This is a genomic window from Malacoplasma iowae, assembly GCF_900660615.1.
GTDB classification, from domain to species: domain Bacteria; phylum Bacillota_I; class Bacilli_A; order Mycoplasmatales; family Mycoplasmoidaceae; genus Malacoplasma; species Malacoplasma iowae.
Genome location: NZ_LR215023.1, coordinates 492,437 through 511,756, shown reverse-complemented (window position 1 = coordinate 511,756; position 19,320 = coordinate 492,437). Strand labels below are relative to the sequence as shown.

The window sequence follows — 19,320 nt, the reverse complement described above, 5'->3', positions numbered from 1 at the left end:
TTTGTAAATCTAATATAGTCAAATAAAACATCTGTTACTTATTTAGTTGGTATTTTAAAAGGGAAACCTTGAATACCAATATAACTTGGTAAAATGTTCTTTAATGGTAGAATACTTCACAAATAGTCTTTAGTTAAAGTTCAAACAAATTCATATTTAAAACTAACTGTGTTTTTTTCATAATTATATTCAACATTTTTAACAAAATTGCCAGATGTTGTAATTGAAGTTAAAAAATATCTTGTAAATCCAACAAATGTAGTTTGAAATAAATATTTAAGTTTATCAACATTAAAATTTGAATTGTTAGTGAATAGTTGATCAAAGTAGAATCAGAATGTTTGAGGTAATGCCATACCACTACTTGATAAAAATGTTTTTAATAATTTTATAATTGATTCTTTATCTTGAGCAAAAACTGAAAGAACTTCTGGGTTGCCATTAAATTTAATAAAAGTATTTTTTAAAAAATCTAATATTTCTGAAACAAAAGGAACACCTTTAATTAAATCCTTTATTTCATCTGAAGAATTTAAAAGTAAATCAACTATAATATCAAAAGTTTTTCCACTATCAAATATTTTCCCAAGAATTGATTTAATAAAAGATAAATCTCCTGGAATTACTTCTAATAATGAAAAGAATTCTTCTCTTTCTTCAGGAGTCATATTTGGTTTTATTTTATCTAAAACACTTGTAATTAAACCTGAAAAGAATGGGTCATTTCCTAATATAGATAATGCAAATTTCTCAATTGTATTTCTATTATCTTGAATAACTTGAATAACGGTTTTATCATTGCTAATTAAATCTGTTACAAGACCTTGTAATTCTGCTGGAATTATTTTTAATTGTGTTAATAAATACGAAATACTTGAACCTGTATCATTTAAAAAAACATCTAGTTTAGGATTTCTTGAAATACTTTCAAAAACTTTATCTGCTGCTCTTAATGATGCCATTATTAAATTTTGTTGTTCATAAGCATATAAAGATATATTATTGGCAATCTCTTTATTTGTTAATTTACTTCTATAAAGATCAAAATTATCATCATCATAAAGTTGTCTATAGTTTAACTGATTTGTTAAACCCGAAAATTCACTTAAAAATATGTATGAGAAGTTCTTAGGAGTAAAAGTGAAATCTTTTAATTTATATGATTTTATTTTTCTATTTTGCTTATCATAACAATTCACAATAATAGAATCAAATTTAACACCTAAGAAAAATCTATTATTAAAAGAATTAATAGTTAATTTAAAAGGAGAGTTATCTACTCTTAATTCAAAATATGCAAAACTATTTGGAGCAATTTCAAGGCTATAATTATCAAAATTAAAACTTGTTGTTGAAGGCAATAAATTAGTTAATTTAATTTTTACATTAAGATTCACATTTCTAGTGTAATCACTAGCAACACTAATAGTTGGTTCAGTAACAAAAGTCATAGCAAACTTTTTACCATTAGATTTCCATAAAGAATTTAAATAAAACATTAAATCTTTTCTTAAATTTTTTTTATTAACAAATTGTTCATAAGTTCTAATGCTAAATGTTTTGTTTAAAAATTCATTTTTGTTTTGAACTTTATTTAAATTATTTGCCTTTATTACTAATAGATCATTAGTGATAGCAGGTGCACCATTTACAATGTCAGATGATGTTTTACTTAATGATGAATTAATAACATTTTCAGTTACATTGTCTTTAGATGTATTATCATTGGTGGATTTATCTTTTTCATTATTTAATTTTGTTTGTTTCAATGAATCAGTTAACATAGTAACAGACACACTACCAATTGATGCAGCAGCACCAACAGAAAGCAAACCAAATAATTTATTCTTTAACTTCATAATTGCCCCTTACATAGCTATAAATTATCTATTCTAGGTTAATTTATTTTACAATAAAAAAACAAAATTATTAGAAATAAAAAAAATAAAAATATTTAGAAAAAAATAAATTTATTTTCTAATTTATTTAATTAATCAATTTATTGATCTGTGTTTCTGTTTTGCCTTTTACATTATTAAACACAATTTATCTGTATTGTTAATTAATTTAATAAAAAATGCACAAAACTATAAGTATTGTGCACCATTAAATTTATTTTTAAATTTAATTATTAAAACAACATTAATTTAAAATTATTTTAAAACAATTTCATTTATTGTTTTAGAATAATTACCTCAAATTGCTGCTTCGTTTTGTTTAGGTGAAATATCAATTCCAAATATTACACTACCTGTATTTCCTTTAGTGTTGTATTTATATGTTTCACTCTTATCTTGTAATTCTAATGTAAATGTATCTTTAAACTTAAATCCTCTTCTAAGTAAAACTCTTAATCTTACATTGTTTGAATATTTTCCCATTAAAGTATTCACATTTACACGATCAATTATAAATATTAAACCATTTGAAATTTGAATCCCTTTTGCTTTAGCTGAATCATGAATTTTCTTAATGAAACTACTAATAATTCTACCATTTGATAAGTTTCTATGAAGTAAGACAAATTGTGCAGGCCAACCACTATATGTTTTAAAACCCATTTCAAAAGATTGATTTCCAAAAAATTCTTTAGTGATATACATATATTTACCACCACCCAAATTAGTATCTAACAAGAAAGCATCAGGAACATTAACTTGTAATGGGTTTGTATTTTTATTCTGATTTATAGATGAAACAACTTCATATGTTTTAATTTTTAAGTCAGAATTATTATTGTTATTTTTTTTAATAGTATCAATTAATATTTTGTATAAACCATTATAATTACTATTTGATGGTCTTCTAGATGATTCACCATTTATAAACTGAATTCTTATTTTTAATATTTCATCAGTATCCTTGTTTAATCCAAGATCATCATAAATAACATTAAGATCAAACATACTTAAATTAATATTTGAATTATTTATGTTTTCATTATTCAAAACATCTTTTTTAATTCAACTTAATTTTTCAAAAATATTTTTATCATTTATTTGTTCTCACAAGTTAATTTTGTTTGCATCATTTGGTTTTTCATCAAGAATTATATCTTTTTTATTATTAGCTTTTTCTGTAAATGTAATAGGTATCAATTCAAAATTAGATATATTGCATTCTAAAGAAATATTTTTTGATGTAATTTGACGTTCTCTTTTTATTCCATAACTACCAGTTATTTTAATTTTAGGAGTAAACAAAATACTTTTAGAAGGTATTTTAAGAACTATTTTATCATTACTTGTGTTTGTTGAATTAGAAACCAACGGAATTAATAAATCTCCAAAATTGCTAATACCAAACTCTGCATCAGCTAACTTAACATTTGGATCATTTAATAGTTTAATAAGATTATTTTCCAAAAAATTTTTTAATTGATTTTTTGATTGGAAAATAATCTTATCTTTTTCACTATATGTAACCTCTTTTGAAACGCCATTATTTTTTCATTCATCAAATGTTTGATTTCCTCAATTGTTTCAATTTAGTATTTCACATTCAAAAGATAATGTATTTAAGTCAAGCTCGCTTATTTCATCTAGATTTTTTAGCATTGAATTTTTATTATAGTTAATAATTTTATTCAAATTTTTATTTACAACATCAGCTCTTCCATCACCATTTAATAAAATATTAATATTTCCTGTAAATGAAATATTATCTTTTAAAACAGGAACACCTAAATCTGAAATTCCCAAGACAGAAGTTTCAGAATTTTTAGTATTAGTCATCAAAGATAATGGCAATGATGTTACCAAACATAATGAAATACCACCTGATATGAAATTAAGTAATTTAATAAATTTCATCCCTAACTGACATGTGAAGTGCAACACTTCAATGTTACATTAAACTCTCGACTTTGAAATATAAGTTGAGAGTTTTTTTGTTTTAAATATTTTCTTGATACATTTGGTAAGCTGTTTTATAACCAAACATTTTTCTTGGGATGTTGTTTACTTTTCATTCAATAGTTTTTATTTTATCTTCACTTACTAAACTGAAGTCAGTTCCTTTTTTATATCATCTTCTAACTATCCCATTTATGTTCTCGTTGGACCCTCTTTGGAATGAAGAATAAGGTTGGCAATAATAAACTTTAAAGTTGAATTGTTTTGCAGTTATTCCCATCATTTGAAACTCTAACCCATTATCAACAGTGATGCTTTTTATTGGGAGTTTTTCATCTCGAATAATGGTATACATTTTAGCCATCATTGATCTTGCGTTCTTCCCTTTTATTTTTCTAATAATTGCCAACCTTGTTTTTCTTTCCACTAATGTCAATAAGTGGTAATAACCACTTTGCCTTTTACTAACTATTAGATCAGCTTCTCAATGTCCAAATTCTTTTCTATTGTTTATCTTTTCTGGTCTTAGACTATAAGGAATGCAGTATTTTCCATCAATTTTAGAAAATATACCTATTTTTCTTCTTTTTCCTTTAACATATTTTCTTCTTAAACAATCTCTTCTTTGTATCTTTCAAATCTTGCTATTGATTCATCTAAATACTTGCCTAGCACTTGGAACTTTAACTAACGGATAGTTTTCTTTTATTCAAAAAATTGTAGCTTCTACACCATGAGATTTAGGATTAAATTTTTGAATAAAAAGATCTGTGAAGTTTTTGTACTTCAACATAAAAAACATATGACAATTTGATTTTCTTCTAATGTATTTTTTGTGAGCAGTTGATGAATAATAAATCCCTGTTGAAGATGTGTTTCTTTTTAATTCTCTTGATATTGTTGATTTGTTTTTATTTAAGATTTTTGCAATCTTATTCATAGAATATTTTTCTTTATTTCAAAGAAAATAAATTAAGCATCTTTCTTCTTTTGTTAAATGTTTATAAGTTTTCATAAGCACTCCTAATATTCATTATCTTTTTATTAGTGAACACTTACAAACAAAACAAATGAAGTGCACACTCTTTTTTGAGTGTTGCACTTCACATGTCAATCGAGCATGAAATACCACCTGATATGAAATTAAGTAATTTAATAAATTTCATTTTATACCTCCCTTATATTAATTGAAATAATTTTCAAATGTCTTTGGACTGTAATTTTAACATAAAAAAACAATATACTATTATTAATAAAAATTTAATAATAGATTATCAAATAAAAAAAATTATTAATTTTACTTAAAAGTAAAAAATAAGATTTTTTAATTAGTTTAAAAATCAATGATGTTTATGGTTATTAAAAATATGTAACACATAAAAGTGTTACATATAAAAATATTATTTTTTTATAGGTATCTAAAAATTTAGATTATTTTATAAAGATTTCACAAATTACAAAAAATGTAAATTATTATTTTTGTTTTATCTTGTACCATTAACAATTTGTTCTATAGTCTTACTACCATTACCTCAAATAGCAGCTTGATTTTGAGTAGATGAAATATCAGTTCCAAATCTAATTGAATTTAAATTACCTGCTGTATTGTATTTGTATGTAGTTGTTTTTGTTTGAGATTGCAAATTAAAAGATTTTTTATATGTATATCCTTTTTTTAAAGACACATTCAAAGTAATGACATTTTTATATGGTGCCATTGATTCTACAACATTAACTGGTCCAATCGTAAGTATAACGCCATTAGAAATTTTTAGTCCTTTTGTGGTTGCTGATTGTTTAATTTTTTCTATAAATCTATTAAAAATAGTACCATTGGATAAATTTCTTTGTAATAATACAAAATCCGCTGCAGAAGCAGTTGTTTTAAAACCTATTTCAAAAGATTCTCCACCAAAAAATTCTTTGCTAATATTCATAACCTTACCATCAGATAAATTCGTATCCAACAAATAAGCATCTGGAACATTAACTTGTAAAGGAGTTGTGTTGTTACCATTATTACTTATTGATGAAACTACCACATAGTTTTTAATGTTTAAACCATTACTGTTATTAGATGTTTTATCAATGCTTTCTAAAATTATTTTATATTCACCATTGTAATTATCTTTAGTTGAATTTCTAGAATTTTCTCCATTAACAAATTCTATTCTTACACTTAGTAGTTCATCTGTTGATTTACTTATTCCCAAATCACTATAGACGACTTCTTCATTTAACATACTTATATCCATATCAGTTCCATCAATATGATCAGCAAGAGAAACATTATCTTTAAGTCATCCAATTTTTTTATAAATATCTTCATCCTTTATGTTAGTTCATGAATTAATTATGTTTTCTGAAGTACCTTTATCCTCAAGTGTTATTTCTTTTTTATAACTAACATCACTATTAAACATAATAGGGACTGTTTCTAAATTAGTGATCTTACATTCTAAAGAAACACTTTTTGTTTCAACCTTGAATTGATTATTATTTCCATATGAACCACTTATTTCTATTTGTGGATTAAAAGATATTTTTTCTGGTGTAATTTTTATAATAACTTTATTTTCTTCAGCATTTTGATTATCACTATACAATCTAGCTTTAGAAACATTTGTTGTAGTAATAGGGATTAATAAATCACCAGAATCATCTACACTAAATTCTGCATCTGCTAATTTAGCATTAGGGTCATCATTTGCAATAGTAACAATGTTTTTTTCTAAATAATTTTTTAATTGGTTTTTTGATTCAAAATTAATAATTTCATTTTTGTTATAAGTAATTTCTTTTGGGTTGGAATTTCCCTTTCACTCACTAAATGTTTGTGTACCCCAATTATTTCAATTTAATATTTGACTACTAAATTTTAATGTTTCTAAATCTGAATCACTTATATATTCTGGATTTTTTAATAATTCTTTTTTATTAGTATTAAAAATTTTATTTAAATTGCCATTTACATCATCAGCTCTTGTGTCTCCCTTAAGAATTTGATTAATGTTTCCCGAAAAAGAAATATCATCTTTTAAAGCAAGAGAATTCAAAATAGGAAACTTAAAATTGTTAATGTCACTTATTATTGATAAAGGCAAAGAAGTTACAATACACAATGAGACACTACCTGATAACAAATTAAGCAAAAATTTAAGACCCAATTTCATTTTCGTACCTCAAGATAACCTTTGAATAAACTTTCAAAAGTGTTTCTTTTTCATAAGTTTAACACAAAAAAATAATCGTGTAATCACTAATAAAAAATTAATAATTATTTCAGCAAAATATGTTGATTAAAAAAAATAAATTCACTATTTTTGGTTTTATTATTTTTTTTATAAAACAAAGCAAATGTTTTATTTTGATAAAAAAATGCAGTACATAAAAATACTACATTTTTTATTTATTTCAAAAACTAATTTAACAAAAAAGTAATAAAACAATTTTAATTAAGATTTTGTTATTTATTTGTTAACCTAACTCATTTGATAATTGATCAGCGGTTTTGTCATAATTTCTTCAAATTGCAGCTTCATTTTTATTAGTTGAAAGATCCATACCAAATTTTACATTTTCAGGATGTCCACCTGTATTATATTTATAGGATTTAGTTTTATTTTGTGTCTCTAAATTGAAAGGCTTTTTAAATTTAAAACCTTTTTTTAGATAAGAATCTAAAGTTACATAGTTTCAATATTTTTGATCCATTGCTTGATTTACCCCAACTACACCAATTGTAAATACCAAACCATTAGAAAGTTTAATGTCTTTTTTCAAAGCAGATTCTCTTATTTTATTTATGAAACTATTAAAAATATTACCATTTCTTAAATTTCTTAAAATCAAAACAAATTCAGCAACTGCTACATTATTTTTAAAACCCATTTCAAAAGATTGGTTATCAAAAAATTCTTTAGTGATATACATAAATTTTCCACCATCTAGATTTGTGTCTATTAAATATGCATCAGGTACATTAAGTTGTAAAGGAACAACACTTTTGTTATTTTCATTTATAGAAGATACAACTTCATAGTTTTTAATTTTTAAACCATTAATATCTTTACTTGTTTTATCTATGCTTTCAATTATTATTTTGTATTCACCATTATATTTATCGCTTGTTGAATTTCTAGATTCATCCCCATTTATAAATTCTATTCTTACACTTAATAGTTCATCAGTTGATTTGCTTAATCCCAAATCATTATATATAAGATCTTCATCTAGCATACTTATATCCATATCAGAACCATCAACATGGTTATCAAAAGTTGTGGTTTGTTTAACTCATCCTAATTTTTTATAAATATCTTCATCTTGTATGTTTTCTCATAAATTTACTTTATTGTTTGTTACACCTTTATCATCAAGTGTTATTTCTTTTTTATCAATTGACTCATTTGTAAATGTGATAGGTACATAATCAAGATTGGTTATTTTACAAACTAATGAGACATTTTTTGATTTAATTTGAAATTGATCATTAGGACCATAAGAACCATTTATTGAAATCTGTGGATTAAAAGAGATTTTTTCTGGTGGTATTTTAAGAATTAATTTACTATCAATATTTTCTGTACTTGAAAATAAATTTAACTTAGTGTCAACTGTTGATGTAATAACAGGAATTAGTAAATGACCTGAATCATCAATTCCAAATTCAGCATCTGCAAGTTTAGCACCTGGAATATTATCCAAAATTTTTGATAAGTTATTTTCAAAATAATTTTTTAATTGATTTTTTGATTCAAAATTAATTATTTCAGTTTTATTATAAACAATTTCTTGTAGTGAAGAATTTTGTTCTCATTGATCAAAAGTTTCACTTCCTCAATCGTTTCAATTTAATATTTCACTTTTAAACTTTAAAGTTTCTAAGTTTGATTCATTTATACTATTAGGATTTTTTAATAATCCTTTTTTATTAAAATTAAAAATTTTATTTAAATTGTTATTTACATCTTCTTGTCTTCCATCCCCATTTAGTATTAAACTAAGATTTCCTGTGAATGAAACATTATCTTTTAAAATAGGAAATGATAAACCTGTCATATCACTTATAACTGATAATGGTAAAGACGTTGCAATACATAATGATGTACTACCTGATAACAAATTAAGTAACGACTTAAAACCAACCTTCATTTCAAACCCCAATCACTATTTTAAATATACCTACAAATCTCTCTCTTTTTGTTAAGTTTAACACAAAAAAATGACCATACAATCCATAAGAAAAATTAAATAATTTACAAAATAAATAAAGAATTAAATGTCAAAGTTAATTAAAAAATAATTATAAAATTACTTTAAAAAACCAACACCATTTTTGGTGTTGGTAATATTAGATTTTTAAAATTAGATAAAATTAATATCCATTTATTATATCAGTTATTGTTTTATCATAATTTCCTCAAATAACTGCTTCTCCTTGTTGTCAAGAAATGTCTACTCCAAATTTTATCTTATTTGTTTTTCCATCTGTGTTGTATTTATATGGTCATGCTCTTGTTTGAGACTCTAAACTAAATTGATTTTTAAATTTATAACCTTTTCTAAGATGTGTATTTAATCATATTATGTTATTGTTTTTTTCCATATTAAGATTTACTTCAACTTTATCAATAGTGAAAGCTAATCCATTAGAAATTTTAAAATTATTTGTTTTTGCAGATTCTTTAATAGTATCTAAAAACTTATTAAGAATTGTTCCATTAACTAAATTTCTATACATCAAAACAAATGGTTGAGCACTAACGCTTTTAAATCCCATTTCAAAAGATTTATTACCCATAAATTCTTTAGTAATATACATATATTTGCCACCATCTAAATCTGTATCTAATAAATATGCATTTGGAACATTAACTTGTAATGGTGTAGTATTTCCTTTGTCATTTATTGAAGATACAACTTCATATCTTTTAGTTCTTGAACCAACTGATTCATTATTTTTAAGTTTATCAACACTTTGAATTATTATTTTGTATTCACCATTATAATTGTTGTTTTCTGGATTTCTAGATTCATTACCATTAATAAATTCTATTTTAATTGTTGTTAACTCATTTGTTGCTTCATCTATACCAAGATCTTTATAAATAACCTCTTTATTCAACATATTAATATCCATTCTTGTACCATCAATATGTTTGTCTAGAGATACACCTTCTTTAGTTCACCCTAGTTTTTTATAAAGATCTTCATCTTTTATATATTCCCATAAATTAATCTTGTTTCCACTAATTCCCTTGTCTTCTAGGGTTATATCTTTTTTAGATGTTGCATCATTAGCAAAAACAATAATTTCTTGTTTTTCATTAATTGTATCAAATACAAAAGAAATGCTTTTAGATTTAATTGATGTACCATTAGGTCCAAAAGTACCACTAATTTCAATTGGAGGTGTAAAAGAAATTTTTTCTGAAGGAATTTTAAGAACTACTTTGTTTTCATTTTTTGTAGAAAATAAATTTAGTTTTGTAGTTGGAATATTTTCTGCAGTAATCGGTATTAGTAACTCTCCAAGACCATTAACTGCAAATTCAGCATTTGCTAATTGCGGATTAGTTACTTTGTCTCCTAAAATAGTTTTTAAATTATTTTCTAAATAAACTTTTAATTGGTTTTTTGATTGAAAATTAATTATTGTTGACTGATCATAATTTATCTCAGTTGGCTCAGAATTTTTTGATCATTGTTCATAAGTGTCTGTTCCTCAATCATTTCAATTTAATATCTTGCTGTCAAATTTTAATGATTTTAAATCACTTTCTCTTACACTTTCTGGATTTTCCAACATTTCCCTTTTATTTGAATTAAAAATATTATTTAAATTATTGTTGACATCATTAGCTCTTCCATCACCTTTAAGAACTACACTAATATTACCTGAAAAAGATATATTGCTTTTTAAAATTGGAAAAACAAATCCTGCAATATCAAAAATTACAGATAATGGTAAAGATGTCATAGAACATAATGAAACACTACAAGACAACAAATTAGTTAACTTATAACTAAATTTCACCTTTTTATACTTCATTACCAAAACTGAAAAAATCTTTTTTAACATATAAGTTTTTACAAAAATCGAATGCATAAAAACACCTATTTAAACCATAGTTCAAAACTTTAATCATTATTTATTTAATGATTAAAATTTTAAATCTCCCCCAAATTCATCAAAACAATAATCACAATAGATTGCTATATTTGTAGAATATTTAACAACATAATTATATGATATATTGCTCAAGTTAATTATATTATTATACACGACCATATAAAGGTTTAAACCTATTAAAATTTTTATATTATTTTTTAAAAATTTATAAATTTTTTTACAAAAAAAATTATATTATTTTACCTTTTTGTGATATATAAAATCACATACAAAGTTTGATTAATATAAAAAATAAAAATACAAAACACTAAGTGTTTTGTAAATTATTTTAATATAGCTTAATAATTTAGTATTAAAAAATCTATTCAGTTAACCCACTTGCAAATTGATCTACTGTTTTATTAAAGTTTTTTCAAATTGCACCTTTATTAACATCTGTTTCACAATCTGTTCCAAAAGATATGGTAGTAAGACTTTTTTTAGTTGTATTGTATCTATATGTTTTATCTGATGAATTCAATGTAAAATTATTTTTAAAAGCAAATCCTTTTTTCAAAGTAACATCTAAATTTATAACATTACCATATGTTGCAACCATTGATGAGTTTCACGTAGTGTTTTTATATTTAAAAGTTACCCCATTAAATAATTTTATATTTTTACCATTTGCTGCTTCAATTATTCTTTTCATAAAATTTTTATAAATCTTTTGATTTTTTAAGTTGTTGTCAATTAAGGTAGTGGCATTATCACTATTTGTTGTTTTAAATCCCATTTCAAATGATTTATTTCCAAAAAAACTACCACTAATATACATGAATTTATTTTCTTCAAGTGTTGTATCTAATAAATATGCATTAGGAACAAGCACTTGTAATGGAGCGTTTTGTCTTGCTTCTTGATTACTTGAAGATGTTATTTCATAATTGTTTATTTTTAAATTAATGTCGTCTGTAGTAGTTTTATCAATGCTTTCAATGATTATTTTATATTCCCTATTATATTTTTCATGATCTACTTTTCTAGATTCATTTCCATTTATAAATTGTAATTTTATTCCTAACAATTCATCTGTTTCTTTATTTAATCCTAAATCATTATAGATAATTTCTTCATTCAATAAGCTTATATCCATATCAGAGCCATCAAGGTGTTCTCCAAGATTTGAATTTTCATCTAATCAACCCAATGCTTTATAAACATTTTCATCTTTGATTACATCATATAACTCAATTGTATTGTCCTTTATGCCCTTATCTTTTAAAGTTACCTCTTTTTTATTAGCAGCATCTCCTTTAAAAGTAATAGGTTTAATTTCCACATTTGTTATTTTGCATTCAAATGAAACATCTTTACTTTCTATTTGGGTATGATTATCTCCATATGTACCACTAATTTTAATTTGGGGAGTAAAAGTTATTTTGTTAGGTGATATTTTAAGAATAAGTTTATCACTTGTTGTTGTAGATTCTGGATTTGAAAAAGCAGAATACATTCTAGCAGTTGCTGGTGTTGATGTTGTTGTAATAGGGATTAAAATATCACCAGCATCATTAACTCCAAAGTCAGCAGCAGCTAACTTGGCTTCCGGTTTATCTTTTAAAATAGTTGTTATATTAGTTTCTAAATAATTTTTTAATTGATCTTTTGATTGAAAAACAATATTTTGTTCATCACTATATACAACTTCTTCTATTTGTTGTTCTTGTTGTTTTCATTGATCAAATGTTTGATCACCTCAATTGTTTCAATTTAAAATTTCACTTGTAAATTTTAGAGATTGAAAATCTGTTTGATTTACTTTGTCATAATTTTTAATTATAGCTTTTTTATTATTATTAAAAATAGCATTTAAATTGTTATTAACATCATCTGATCGACCATCAGTTTTTATTAATTGATTAATACTACCAGAAAAAGTGATGTTGTCTTTCAATACAGGAGCTTCAAATTTATTTCCTGGTTGAATTGGAGTACTTGGAATGCCAGGTTTATTTGGCACATTAGTTGGATAATTATAATCTTTAACAGTCATTGTTAAAGGAAAAGATGTAGCTGCACACAAAGCCACACCAATAGATATTCCAATGAATAATTTAAATTTATTTTTCATCTTTTTTACCTTGAATCACTACCTAAATTTAATTTTATTTTTTTTTTTTTTTTGTAAAGTTCAACAAACAGTACTATATTTTTTATTTATAAAAATTTGTTTTCATTAGTTAAAGCACTTAAAACTTTAATACACCAATTTTCTAAAAAATTAATTTTAATTCCTTTATTTTTTAAATTATTATGTATTTTTTAAAGCAAACTTCTATATTTAAATTATATTCTTTTAAAATAAATATACATTAATTTGTTTTTAAGTTTGTTATATCTACAAATAAAAACCTGTAGTATTTTATAAATTAATACTACATGTAAAAAATTAAATAAATTATATGAGTTGAATTAATAATTTTTAAATAATAATTCAATTAAAGTCTTGTTATCCAATCCTTCATAATAAAAGTTTAGATCAACAGATTTTAAAATTTTTTCGATGTTTTCAATATTATATATTTGATTAATAAATACATCTTTTAGTTTTTTAAAATTAAAAGCAAACAAGCTATCAGTGTAGAATTCAATATTTTTAATTTTAGTTTTTTCTAATTCCAAGCTAACTTGGATTAAACCAGAAGGTAATTTTATTTTATTTGAATAGTTAAAATCATATGTTTTTCCAAAGTTATAATCATATAAACTAAACTTTGTTTCTTTAAGTTCTTTAACTTTTTCTATATTTCTAAAATCAATTAATTCACAAACTGTATTATACTTATTTTCAAAATAAGTAATCATTTTAGAAATAAATTCTTCAATTGAAACATTATAGAACTGTTTAATATTTGTAACTCTGCTTTTAACTGATTCAATTCCTTTTGAAATTAGTTTTGACTTATCAACATTTAGTGCACTAGCTAAAATTGATAGATTTGTATCAAATAAAATACATCCATGAAGTAAATAATCATTTTCATAAAAATAAACTGCATTACCAACAACTTTGAACCCATTAACTTCAATGTCATTTCTACCACTAAAGGTAGCATTAAGCCCTATAGAAACAAAAAAATCTAATATATCTGATAAACATGTAGTAAATTTAAATTTATCTCTTGCTTTTCTTTTTATAAATGTAAAATTTATGTTTCCATCATCATGATAAACAGCACCACCACCGCTAATTCTTCTTACAACTGCAATATTGTTTTTTGAAGTATAAATTTGATTTATTTCACTATGAGCATTTTGATTATTACCAATAATAATTGCATTATTATTCTGTCAGATAATAAAAAGATCTTCATTAAGAAGATCTTTATCATATTTTAATAAATATTCTTCACTTGCCAGATTATAATACGAATTATTATCATTATTCATTCTAATAATTTTCATTATAATATCCAATTAGAATCATTTTTTATCTTTGAAATTTTCCATTAAAAGTTTTTTAGCTGATTCTCAAATTGCTTCACTAACTGTTGGATGTGGATGAACTGTGTTTGCAAGTTCATATACTGTTGATTCAGTTTCCATAGCAAGAGCAATTTCAGCAATTATATCACTTGCTGTAGATGCTATAATGTGACATCCAAGAATTTCACCAGTTTTTTTATCAACCATTAATTTAATAAAACCAAAGTTATAGCTTCCATCAGCTAAAGCTTTACCAATGTGAGACATTGGAGTTTTAACTTTATAATATGGAATATTTTTATCAATTAACTCTTCTTCAGTATAACCAATAGATGCTACTTCAGGATGAGTATAAATACATGATGGAACTTTTAAAGGTACATATTTATTTTGTTTACCTAAGATTGTATCAACAGCAACCATTGCATTTTTATGTGCAGTGTGAGCTAACATAATTCTACTTGTACAATCACCAATTGCATAAACATGGGGTTTAGAAGTAACCATATGTTCATCAGTTACTATAAAACCTCTTTCAATATTTAAATTAAGTTTATTTGCTAATTCAACATTTGGAACTCTACCAACAGAAACTAATGTTACATCAGCTTCATCATATTGTCTTGAACCATCTTTTTCATAAACAATTTTATTATCACTATATTCTAATACTTTTATATCAGTGATAATTTTTATACCTTTATCTAAAAGTAATTTAGTGATTTCGTTTGAAATGTCTTTATCTAGAACTTCAAGAATTCTATCAACACCTTGAAGGATTGTTACTTGACTTCCAAGTTCTGCATATAACAATGCAAACTCAACCCCAATAACACCACCACCAATTACTGTAAATTTTTTAGGAATAGATGTTAAATTTAAAGCTTCATCAGATGTCATTATTTTTTTTGTTTGATAACCAAGTTCAAAACCTGGAAGGTTTAATTTTCTAGGTTCACTACCTGTAGCTAAAATTAATTTATCAAAAGAATATTGTTCACCATTAACTAAAATTGTGTGATCATCAACAATATCAGCATTACCCATAACAACATCAACTTTAGCCATTTTCATTAAACCACCAATACCCATTTGAAATTTTGAAATAACTGAATTTTTTCTAGATTGGATTTTTTCTCAGTTTAATGAAATATTTTCTAAATTAATTCCGTCCACACCAAATTCAATAGCATGTTTAATGTATTCATTAATTTTTGAAGATCTTAACAAAGTTTTTGTAGGAATACACCCTTTGTTTAAACACACACCACCGAAATTTTCTTTTTCAACTATCATAGTTGATAGGCCTTGTTTTGATGCATATTCTGCAGCAATATAACCACCAGGACCAGAACCTATAACTATGAGATCATATTTTTTCACTTTATATAACCTTTTTTAAATTAAATGAATAGTAAAGTGAAATTTTCTAGATATTGTTTTACTAAACCAACAAATCTAGCAATATCACCACCATCAACTCATCTGTGGTCTGCAGCAACTGTTAAGTACATAACTTTTCTTTCTACAAAATGTAGTCCAACTCTTTTAGCTTTGTTTTCAAGTGTACCAATACCAGCAATAGCGATTTCTGGATGTTTAATAACAGGAACACCAAAAGAAGCACCAAGTGAACCATAATTTGAAATAGAGAAAGTACCTCCAGCTAAGTCACTCATTTGAATTTTTTTAGTTCTAGCTTTTTCAGCTAATAATGTAATTTCTTTTGCAATATCTAATACAGATAATCTATCAGCATTTTTGATGTTTGGAACAATTAATCCATCTTTAGTATCTATAGCAATACCAATGTTAACTGCTCCTTTTTGAATAATTTGACCATTAGCTTCATCTACATGTGAATTAAATGTAGGGTATTTAACTAATGCTTTTGAAATAGCTTTTACAATGAAAGGTAATAATGTTAATTTAATACCTTCTTGTTCTAAGATTAAATCTTTGAATTTATTTCTTTGATCTCATAATTCTGTAACATCAATTTCAACAGCTAGATTAGTATAAGCAACATTACTTCAAGATTCTTTCATTGCTTTTGCTATAGCTTTTCTCATTGGAGTTGTTTCAATAGCTTTATCTTCTCTTGTAGCGATTGAAGTTTGAGAAACATTTGCAGTTACAACTTGTGAGTTTGCAACTGGAGCTGTAACAACTTGTTGAGTTACAGTAGTTTGTACTGGTTGACTTGATGATGAATCTTTAGAAATTAAACTTAAAATATCATCTTTCAATATTCTTCCAGATGGACCTGTACCTTTTATTGTAGATAAATCAACATTGTGTTCAAGTGCTAATAATCTAGCAACTGGACTAGCTAATACATCTGCATTGTGATAAGTTGAACTTTCTTCTTTTGAAGAGAACATTTCAACTTGTTCACTTCCAAAAGATGGAAGAACATTATTTGAAACTTTAACTTCACCAACAACAGAAGCTCCTACTTCTTCTTTAGGTTCTTCTTTTTTCTCTACTGGAACTTCAGCTGGAGAAGGAGAAGTTGTAAAACCACTTCCTGTATCAATTAAAAATAGTTCTTGGCCTACATGAATAGTATCTCCAACTTTAATTAAAATTTTCGAAATTGTTCCATTAACTGGAGAAGCAATTTCAGTAGTAACTTTATCAGTTTCTACAACGATAATATTTGTACCATCTTTTACCGTATCACCTTCTTTTACAAGGATTTCACCAACCTTACCTTCGTGAATTCCTTCTCCAATATCTGCAAATTTAAATGAATACATTTTATTACTCCTTAGTGTTAATTAATTCTAGTGCTTTTTCAATTATTTGATCAGGTGTAACTATAAAGTATTTTTCACCTTGTGCTCAAGGAACAGTAACATCTCATCCTGTAACTCTTGCAGGAGCTGCTTTTAAATTATAGAATGCTAACTCATTAACTAAAGCAATAATTTCAGCTGAAACACTATGAGATTTAACAGCTTCATTTACAACTAAAATTTTTCCTGTTTTCTTAACTGATTTAATAATTGTTTTAACATCCATTGGTTTAATTGTTCTTAAATCAATTAATTCAATACTTACATTTGGATGAGTTTGTTTAATTTTGCTAATAGCTTCTAAACAATCATGAACTTGTGGACCATAAGTTACAATTGTTAAATCATTCCCTTCAAACATAACATTAGCTTTTCCAATTTGAACTTCGTATAGTTCTTCAGGAATTTCTTGTTTGAATGATCTATAAATTCTTTTTGGTTCAAAGAAAATAACTGTGTCTGGATCGTTAATAGCAGCAGTCATTAAACCTTTTGTGTCATACGGTGTTGAAGGAATAACAACTTTTATTCCAGGAATGTGTGCATAGATAGCTTCTAAAGCTTCTGAGTGATGTTCAAGAGCTTTAACACCACCACCAAACGGCATTCTCACAACCATTGGAACAGTTCATCTACCTCTTGATCTATTTCTCATTCTTGCAGCGTGACAGAAAATTTGTTGTATTGATAAGAATGAAAAACCTTCAAATTGAATTTCAATGATAGGTTTTAATCCAGCCATTGCTGCACCTACACCAATACCTGCAATTGCAGCCTCAGCAATAGGAGTATCAAACACTCTTTCTTCACCAAATAATTTTTGAAGACCTTCAGTAGCTCTAAAAACACCACCTTCAAAACCAGAGTCTTCTCCTCATAATAAAATGTCAGGATTTTTTTCCATGTTAAGCTTTAAACTATTATTTAAAGCTTCAATATTGTTTACTGTAATTTTACCCATGGTTATTTACCTCCAAAAATTCTTTTAGCTTCTTCTTTTTGTTCTTTTAATTCGTCGTAATTTTCAGCATATGTAAAGTCAAAAATTTCGTCGATTGTAACAGCTTTTTTACTTTCCATAATTGGAACAGATTCATTAATTTCATTTTCAATTTTTTCAACAATAGAATCTAATTCAGATTGAGTGGCAACACCATTATTTAAAATGTATTTTTCTAATCTAGTAATTGGATCTTTTTTGTTGTTTTCTTGTTCATATTCTTCTGTTCTATATACTCTTGGGTTATCAGCTGTTGTATGTGGCCCTTGTCTATATGTAACAAATTCAATTAGAATTGGTTTTTTGTTAGCTAATACGTATTCTCTAGCTGCAACAAAAGCTTCATAACTTGCAAAAATATCATTACCATCAACTTTGATGTAATCCATACCAGCAGCAATTGCTTTAACAGCTAAATCAGTGTTAAAAGTTTCTTTTGCTGTTGGTGTTGAAATAGCTCATTGGTTATTATTGATACAGAAAATAGTTTGAACTCCTCTTACGTTTCCAAAATTCATTGCTTCATAGAATTCACCTTCTGAAGTACCACCATCACCAATAACTGTAACAGCAACATTTGGTTTTCTTTTGTATGCTAATGCTAAACCAATACCTGCAGCTTGTGAATATTGTGCACCAATTGTAATGTTTGGAGGTAAGAAATTAATACCTTCTGGAGCTACATTTCCATATTCATTACCATTTCACAATAACATAAGTTGTCATGGTTTAATTCCCATAGTTAAAGCTACAGCACCAGATCTAAATGCTGGTACATAGTAGTCATCTTTATCCATTCCAAAAACTGAAGCAACTTGTAAAGCTTCTTCACCCATGTTTGGTGGGAAAGTTAACATTCTTCCTTGTCTTTGCATTTGTAGCATTTTTTCATCAAGTTTACGGCTTAACTTCATGAAATAAAATGCTTTTAAAATTTGTTCATTTGATAATGGAATTTTGTAACCAGTTTTAGTTATGTTTCCATTAATATCTAAAACAGAATATGTTTCTGTTTTTTTATCAAATTTATTTATAAACATACTATTCCTCTTTCTATATATT

Annotated in this window: 12 protein-coding genes; all 12 read right to left on the bottom strand. The window is 25.2% G+C overall.

The annotated features are described in order from the left end of the window. Positions 1-38 precede the first annotated feature (38 nt). The 12 genes from EXC57_RS02080 to pdhA all read right to left on the bottom strand — a co-directional run bounded on the left by EXC57_RS02080 (position 39) and on the right by pdhA (position 19,298). Entirely contained in the window at positions 39-1,859 is a 1,821-nt protein-coding gene (locus EXC57_RS02080; RefSeq protein ID WP_129692563.1) for a P116 family lipid acquisition surface protein, read from the bottom strand. A gap of 294 nt (positions 1,860-2,153) precedes the next feature. Beyond that, positions 2,154-3,812 (bottom strand): hypothetical protein, encoded by a 1,659-nt coding sequence (locus EXC57_RS02075; protein WP_129692562.1) that lies wholly within the window; start codon positions 3,810-3,812, stop codon positions 2,154-2,156. A gap of 82 nt (positions 3,813-3,894) precedes the next feature. Next, the gene (locus EXC57_RS02070; RefSeq protein ID WP_129692561.1) at positions 3,895-4,869 is read right to left on the bottom strand and encodes an IS30 family transposase; all 975 of its coding nucleotides are present in this window, start codon (positions 4,867-4,869) and stop codon (positions 3,895-3,897) included. A gap of 469 nt (positions 4,870-5,338) precedes the next feature. Beyond that, a complete protein-coding gene (locus EXC57_RS02065; protein ID WP_229502564.1) occupies positions 5,339-7,081 on the bottom strand; it encodes a hypothetical protein in 1,743 nt (580 codons plus the stop codon). 250 nt (positions 7,082-7,331) lie between these two features. Then, entirely contained in the window at positions 7,332-9,008 is a 1,677-nt protein-coding gene (locus tag EXC57_RS02060) for a hypothetical protein (protein ID WP_004025403.1), read from the bottom strand. Between the two features lie 223 nt (positions 9,009-9,231). Then, entirely contained in the window at positions 9,232-10,965 is a 1,734-nt protein-coding gene (locus tag EXC57_RS02055) for a hypothetical protein (protein ID WP_004025404.1), read from the bottom strand. Between the two features lie 385 nt (positions 10,966-11,350). Then, positions 11,351-13,102 carry a hypothetical protein gene (locus EXC57_RS02050; protein WP_129692560.1) on the bottom strand — a complete coding sequence of 584 codons (1,752 nt, stop codon included), beginning with the start codon at positions 13,100-13,102 and terminating at the stop codon, positions 11,351-11,353. A gap of 341 nt (positions 13,103-13,443) precedes the next feature. After that, on the bottom strand, positions 13,444-14,436 hold the full coding sequence (locus tag EXC57_RS02045; RefSeq protein WP_129692559.1) for a lipoate--protein ligase: 993 nt from the start codon (positions 14,434-14,436) through the stop codon (positions 13,444-13,446). A gap of 12 nt (positions 14,437-14,448) precedes the next feature. Then, positions 14,449-15,840, bottom strand: a complete 1,392-nt coding sequence (gene lpdA / locus EXC57_RS02040; protein WP_129692558.1) for a dihydrolipoyl dehydrogenase — start codon at positions 15,838-15,840, stop codon at positions 14,449-14,451. Positions 15,841-15,860: 20 nt separating this feature from the next. Beyond that, complete coding sequence (locus tag EXC57_RS02035) at positions 15,861-17,219, bottom strand: dihydrolipoamide acetyltransferase family protein (protein WP_129692557.1); 1,359 nt, start codon at positions 17,217-17,219, stop codon at positions 15,861-15,863. A 4-nt stretch (positions 17,220-17,223) separates the two neighbouring features. Continuing rightward, positions 17,224-18,219: an alpha-ketoacid dehydrogenase subunit beta gene (locus EXC57_RS02030; RefSeq protein ID WP_129692556.1), complete on the bottom strand. Its 996-nt coding sequence runs from the start codon at positions 18,217-18,219 to the stop codon at positions 17,224-17,226. A 2-nt stretch (positions 18,220-18,221) separates the two neighbouring features. Then, a complete protein-coding gene (gene pdhA, locus EXC57_RS02025; protein WP_004025410.1) occupies positions 18,222-19,298 on the bottom strand; it encodes a pyruvate dehydrogenase (acetyl-transferring) E1 component subunit alpha in 1,077 nt (358 codons plus the stop codon). Positions 19,299-19,320: the final 22 nt, after the last annotated feature.